The 6,037-nt window shown below is 27.5% G+C and carries 6 protein-coding genes; 5 read left to right on the forward strand and 1 reads right to left on the reverse strand.

Features of this window, described 5'->3' with window-relative positions:
- The first annotated feature begins 41 nt into the window (after window positions 1–41).
- From EZH24_RS06055 to EZH24_RS06075, 5 genes are all read left to right on the forward strand, one after another.
- The gene (locus EZH24_RS06055) at window positions 42–1,136 is read left to right on the forward strand and encodes an MFS transporter (protein ID WP_272897877.1); all 1,095 of its coding nucleotides are present in this window, start codon (window positions 42–44) and stop codon (window positions 1,134–1,136) included.
- 328 nt (window positions 1,137–1,464) lie between these two features.
- Window positions 1,465–1,845 (forward strand): hypothetical protein, encoded by a 381-nt coding sequence (locus EZH24_RS06060; RefSeq protein WP_137998241.1) that lies wholly within the window; start codon window positions 1,465–1,467, stop codon window positions 1,843–1,845.
- Window positions 1,846–1,927: 82 nt separating this feature from the next.
- Window positions 1,928–2,740: a lysozyme inhibitor LprI family protein gene (locus tag EZH24_RS06065; RefSeq protein WP_137998242.1), complete on the forward strand. Its 813-nt coding sequence runs from the start codon at window positions 1,928–1,930 to the stop codon at window positions 2,738–2,740.
- A gap of 61 nt (window positions 2,741–2,801) precedes the next feature.
- Window positions 2,802–4,253, forward strand: a complete 1,452-nt coding sequence (locus tag EZH24_RS06070) for a hypothetical protein (RefSeq protein WP_137998243.1) — start codon at window positions 2,802–2,804, stop codon at window positions 4,251–4,253.
- Window positions 4,254–4,519: 266 nt separating this feature from the next.
- Window positions 4,520–5,299: an ankyrin repeat domain-containing protein gene (locus EZH24_RS06075; protein WP_137998244.1), complete on the forward strand. Its 780-nt coding sequence runs from the start codon at window positions 4,520–4,522 to the stop codon at window positions 5,297–5,299.
- 192 nt (window positions 5,300–5,491) lie between these two features.
- On the opposite strand, the gene EZH24_RS06080 is transcribed toward EZH24_RS06075, so the two are convergent.
- A complete protein-coding gene (locus EZH24_RS06080; protein WP_137998245.1) occupies window positions 5,492–5,854 on the reverse strand; it encodes a hypothetical protein in 363 nt (120 codons plus the stop codon).
- Window positions 5,855–6,037 lie beyond the last annotated feature (183 nt).

The raw sequence follows: 6,037 nt of genomic DNA on the forward strand, positions 1-6,037 counted from the left end.
TCGTCTTTTAATAATAAATCAAAATCTACATATCTTTTTTAATTTCGTTTAATTTTGCAATGCAAGTGATTATAGATTTTTTATCGGCTAAATTTGTCGACAGAATAGGCTACAGAATTCCAATCGTATTTGCAAATATTTGCATAAGCGTTGGATTTATATTATTAGGAATTTTGCCTTTTTATATTAATCCTTTCGTTGCGATTTTGATATGTTATTTTCTAAACGCGATGGGCGGAGGATTAACGGAAGTTTTAGTAAGTCCGATAGTAGAAGCGCTTCCAGAAAAACAAAAAGTAAAGGCAATGAATATACTTCATTCTTTTTATTGCTGGGGTTGGATGTTTATAGTAATTTTATCTACCGTTTATTTTAAAATATTTGGAATAGAAAATTGGAGATATTTATCTATACTTTGGGCTATTCTGCCGATAATCTGCTCGATTTTATTTTTGGAAGTCCCAATAAACACTTTGAAATCGGAAGATAGCGAAAATAATTCCGTTTCATTAAGAAAATTATTATCCGTTCGCATAGTTTTGGCTTTTATAATATTAATGATTTGCTCGGGAGCTTCGGAGCATGCGGTAGTTCAATGGGTTTCGTTTTTTGCCGAAGTCGGTTTGAATGTAAATAAAAGCGTTGGAGACATATTCGGAACTTGTATGTTTGCGTTTTTTATGGGAATGGCTAGATTAATTTACGGAATGAAATCGGAAGATATAGATATAAATAAAGGTTTATCGGTAACGGCAATTTTATGCATAATCGGATATATTGTAATCGTATTCAGTCCTTTCGCGTTTTTGTCTTTAATAGGTTGCGCTATTGTTGGACTTTCTGTTGGAATAATGTGGCCATCCGTTTTCAGTCTTGCCTCAAAAACTTACCCGAAAGGAGGAACGGCTATGTTTGCGGTTTTAGCTTTGGCGGGCGATGTGGGATGTTCTATGGGACCGGGAATTGTTGGAATAGTTTCAAATAATAAAACCATAATAAATGCATTTTCTTATATAATTTCAAATAACGATATTACTCAAATAGGATTAAAAGCGGGAATATTTTTCGCTATAATTTTTCCAATTTTGATGTTTACGATTTTATTTGTTTTAAGATTAAGAATGAATAAAAATTAAACTATTGACATATTTTTTATTCATGTTATATTTTATAAAAATTATTAGAGTTGATAAATAATGAATTGTGAAAAAATGATAAATACAAAATACTGTAATTTTGTTAAGCAAAGCAAAGCAAAGCAAAGCAAAGCAAAGCAAAGCTATTATTATATATTTTAACTAATAATTATTTCAAATTTATATTTCAAAAAATATTTTTCGCCCTGTGTGACTGTGTCGTAAATTTAGTTAAATCTTTTTTAACTTTTATTAATTTTGACAACTTATTTGGAATGGAATTTCCATTTGTTTATAAATATTTTAAATTATTTAAAGAGATTTTAAAATGAAAAAAGTATTAATTATTTTATTTTTTGCTTCCGTTTTAATTTACGCTAAAGCCGAAGCTCATATTTTTTATGTCTATTCGGAAGGAGCGGAACAATATGTAGTCGAAGCTGTGGAAAACGCTTTTATGAGAGCGGGACATCAAATTACAAAAGAAAAAAGTTATGTCGACTATTTTGTATCGGTTAGTATGAGCGTGTGGGTAGAAGATAAATTATGGGGATTAAGTAAAGTAGAAAAAGCCAAACTAACGATTACAGTATTAGACCCTCGAACAGAAAATTATATAGGACGAGAAAGTGTTGAAGGTAAAAGCGATAATTTAAACGGATTAGCTGATAAAGTGGTGAAAAATATAAGAAAATATTTGAAAAAATAGAAAATATTAAAGGCACTATATACAAATGTTTATTATAATTTTAAATGAATTATTAAAAATTAAAAATGAGGAGAAAATAAAAATGAAAAAGTATATTGTTTATCTATTTTGCGCTATTTTTATTATAGCGAATATTGAAAAAGTTTTTGCCTATGATTATTATAGTTATGAGGCGGCGCTTTCGGACGCTAAAAAACTATCCGAGCCTTTAATAGCGAAAAAGGAAAGAGAGCTTAATTATCAAAATGTTTCTAAAGAGCAAAAAGAATATCTTTTAGATTGTTATAAAATAGAGGCGATAAGCGAAAAACTTTCAGAGTTAGATTGGACAAAATATTTAAGCATGGAGCATGCAAGATATGTTTATAATTATTACGATATATTGCTAAACAAATATTATAAATTATATAGAAATCTGCTAAATGCCGATGGAAAAAAGGCTTTACAAAAAGAGGAAAGATTATGGCTTAAATTGAGAGACACATATCAAGACGAATATGTAGCGCTTATTTTTAGCTATGCGATTGAACAGCCAATTTTTGAAAGCGCATATCAACAGATAATTTTTGAGCAAAACTTCGAGCAAATATTTGGAATAGATTACAATTCCGCGGCAAAAATAGGAAGCGTAGTTTTGGGTAAATTTTGCCAAGCCGATTTTGTGGCTAAAAGAGCGGAAGAGCTTTTTAATTATTATTGGGATTATAAACAAAGAAGAAGCATTGTAAATAGAGCGGACAGTTATCAAGACGAATGGGGATTATTTGATTACGATGATTTTGAAGTTCCAATATATATACTCAATACGGAAAATAAATTGGATAATATTTATAGGGAATATCAAAGTTCTAAACGAGAGCATTTAAGAACGGTAAACGAATATTCGAGATATTAAAATTTGAATATAAGATTTGACTAATAAAGAATAAATAAATAATTAAAAACAGGAGATTAGAATGAAACTCAAATTTTACGCGTCAATAATTATTTTAGCTTTAAGCTTTAATTTAGCTTTTTCGCAAAATTTCAATTATGTTCCGAATTCTGCAAAAGCGGTTTTGTCGTTTAATATTAATTCCGTTATTAATAAACTCGGTAAAAATTATTCGGAAATCATAAGAGATGTTATAAGAAATTCTGGAGGAAAAGTAGATTATAGCGATGGAAGAAAAATAGAGAATTTTATAAATTCGCTCAATTTGAACGAAGATGTAAGAATTATTTTGCATGGAGTATCTAAAGATTTTAATAATTGGGATGTATCGGCGGTAATTCCTTATAGAAATTTAAGGCAATTAAGAGAAGTCGTGTATGAAATGTTTGAAGGTTCTTATATCAGAAATTATTTTTCGGGCAATATAGAATATTTTGAAATAGACGACACGATGGTAATGGCTATGGGAAATAATGTTTTATGTTTTACTTATAGCGATTCTGGAACTTATGTGGCTTATAGTTATTTGAATGAAATAGTTAGTAATAATAACCCGTTAAGAGATAAAACTTTTTTGGAATTGGAGAAAAAAGTTAACGATATGGCTTTATGGATTGACAGCGATTATATTTATAGAATAGGATTGCTTGAAGAAGATTATAATATGTTTAACAATATGTTTTATAAATCTTCTTACGGCGCTTCTTTAAATTTTAATCAAGGTTATGTAATACTTGAAATAGAGCAGTATTTTCCAAGAAATCCTTTCGGGCAAATAAAAAAGAAAATTAATTCTAAAGTCGCCCAGTTAGTAGACACTTATAATATATTGGGATTCTTTTCGTTTTCTTTCAGTCCGAGAAAATTTAACGAGATAATCAAAAATAATTTTGCCTATACGGAAATAGACAGAGAATTAAGAAGCGAAATTGCAAACGGAATAACTGGATACGATTTTATAGATATGTTTGGCGGAGACTGTTCGGGTATTGTTATAAACGATAACGGACAACCAAATATTATAGTAGCAGCTTCTATAAATAATCAAAATAAATTTATAAATTTTACTTTAGAAAACGATATTGCTATAAGAAAAATAAATAATAACGAATATTGGGGCGAATCGGGAGATTTAAATTTTTATGTCTCGGATTCTACGGCTTATTTTTGCAACTCGGATTTAACTCTTAATAGATTGAGAAATATTTTAAATAATCGCAGTAATTCGGATAATTATTCGAGATTTGCGTTTAATAACGATGTTTCGTTTTTCTTTAATATAGATAAATCTTATAAATTATTTAGAGAAAATAACGAATTTGATATATTAATAAGCGAATTGCATTATATAAGCGGTTCGGTTAATATTGAAAACAATAATAGCGTAAAAACCGTTATGAGATTAAATTTTAAAAATGCTAATCAAAATTCGCTTGCGACTTTAATAGATATTTTAAGCAGAATGAGTTATTGATAAAATTAGTATAATCTAATAAACAAATATTTTTACTTAATTATTATATCGTAAATTATAATTAAAGAATTAAGCGCGGGATGGGTATTGATTAATAATATTCGTTTCGCTTTATATTATTTACAATTATTAAAAATTTTGTCAACTCTATTTTTAATATTTATTCTATAATTACAATAAATAATTATAAATAAAATCTTTTCATTTATTAAAAAACGATTTATAATTATTTTAATAATTTAATTTTTCATTTTGGAGTAAATTTTATGGAAAGTTATACAAAAATAAAAATATCTTTATTGATTTTAATTTTAATATTTTTAATTTTCAAATTAAAAGATTTATTATTAGATTTATTAACTCCAATAAAAGAATTTTTGAAAGCTGCAGAAAATGGAAATTTAAAAAAGATTAAATCGATGCTTAATAAAGAAATAAATACTAAAACTTTGATTAACGCGGTAGATAAAGAAAACAACACGGCGTTAATTTTGGCTTCAAAATTCGGATACCATGAAATAGTAAAAATTTTAATTGACAACGGCGCGGATATCGATGCAAGAAATAATGAAAATTCAACGGCTTTAATCGAAGCTTCAAGTTTTTATTATGAAACGGTTAAAATCCTTATAGAAAACGGCGCTGACATCAACGCTAAAGATTACGAAGGAACTACGCCTTTAATGAACGCGTCAACGGAAGACGATAATTATGAAATATGCAAAACGCTTATAGAGAATGGCGCAGATGTTAATGCCAAAGATTTGCAAGGAGATAACGCTTTAAAATACGCTTCTACTTTTTTGAAATGGGATTTGGCAATTATTAAACTTCTTATAGAGAGCGGAATTGAAATCAATACGCAAAACAAAGACGGATACACGGCTTTAATGGAAGCTACAATTTCGGATAATGCGGAAATCGTCAAAGTTCTTATAGAAAACGGAGCTGATATTAATATTAAAAATAACGATGGAAAAACCGCTTTAGATTATGCCGAAGAAAACGATTATAAGGCTATAATTGAGTTGTTGAAAAATAGTTGAATAAGTAGAATAAATAATATAGTTATTATAAAATATTTAATTTTGACATATTAAAAAACCAAGTCTTTAATCGAACAAATACCTATAAAAACTATCCTTTTTTAAATATAAGGTTTACAAAAATTATATTTAAAGTATGTTTTTATAATAACAATATATTATTACGAATTATTAAATAAAACTTGGGTATGTCTATTTTAAATATTTATTTTTTAAAATATTTTTTACTATTTTATTAGCTAATTTGTCGGGGTTATTTCCACCTTTAACGCTTTCCTCCGCTATTGAATACTGTTTTTGAGTATCCGTTATTGTAATTTTAAGTTCAACTTCTACATTCTCCCATTCTAAAATCCAAAGACTTTCATTTTTTGTATTTGAATTTATTTCGATAATAGCATAATAATCGAAAGAAGTATCTTCGCTATATGCAATTCTATGTCCCGCATTTCTAAAGGCTCTTTTTACCGATTCAACATATTCTATTGCCTCCCTGTTTTCCGAATAAATAAAAAAAGTATGCGCTTCGGCTTTAGCGTAAAGCAAAAGAAGCAAAAAATAAAATAATTAATGATTTTTTCATAAAAGTTTCTCCTTTATTTAATTTTTTTATATTAAATTAATAATTATTAATTTAAATTCCTTTCGTATATGCCTTGCAAGGCTTTAATATTATTATCAACATTATTCATAGTTTTATATTCAACATATAAACAATTTTTATCTTTAATTAAAATC

Origin of the sequence: Brachyspira catarrhinii, from assembly GCF_005518285.1 — a bacterium.
GTDB lineage: Bacteria > Spirochaetota > Brachyspiria > Brachyspirales > Brachyspiraceae > Brachyspira > Brachyspira catarrhinii.

What these genes read in the sequence shown, in the direction of transcription:
- EZH24_RS06075 (WP_137998244.1), top strand. Translation starts at nt 4,520, where the DNA reads ATGGAAAGTTATACAAAAATAAAAATATCTTTATTGATTTTAATTTTA.
- EZH24_RS06065 (WP_137998242.1), top strand. Translation starts at nt 1,928, where the DNA reads ATGAAAAAGTATATTGTTTATCTATTTTGCGCTATTTTTATTATAGCG.
- EZH24_RS06070 (WP_137998243.1), top strand. Translation starts at nt 2,802, where the DNA reads ATGAAACTCAAATTTTACGCGTCAATAATTATTTTAGCTTTAAGCTTT.
- EZH24_RS06060 (WP_137998241.1), top strand. Translation starts at nt 1,465, where the DNA reads ATGAAAAAAGTATTAATTATTTTATTTTTTGCTTCCGTTTTAATTTAC.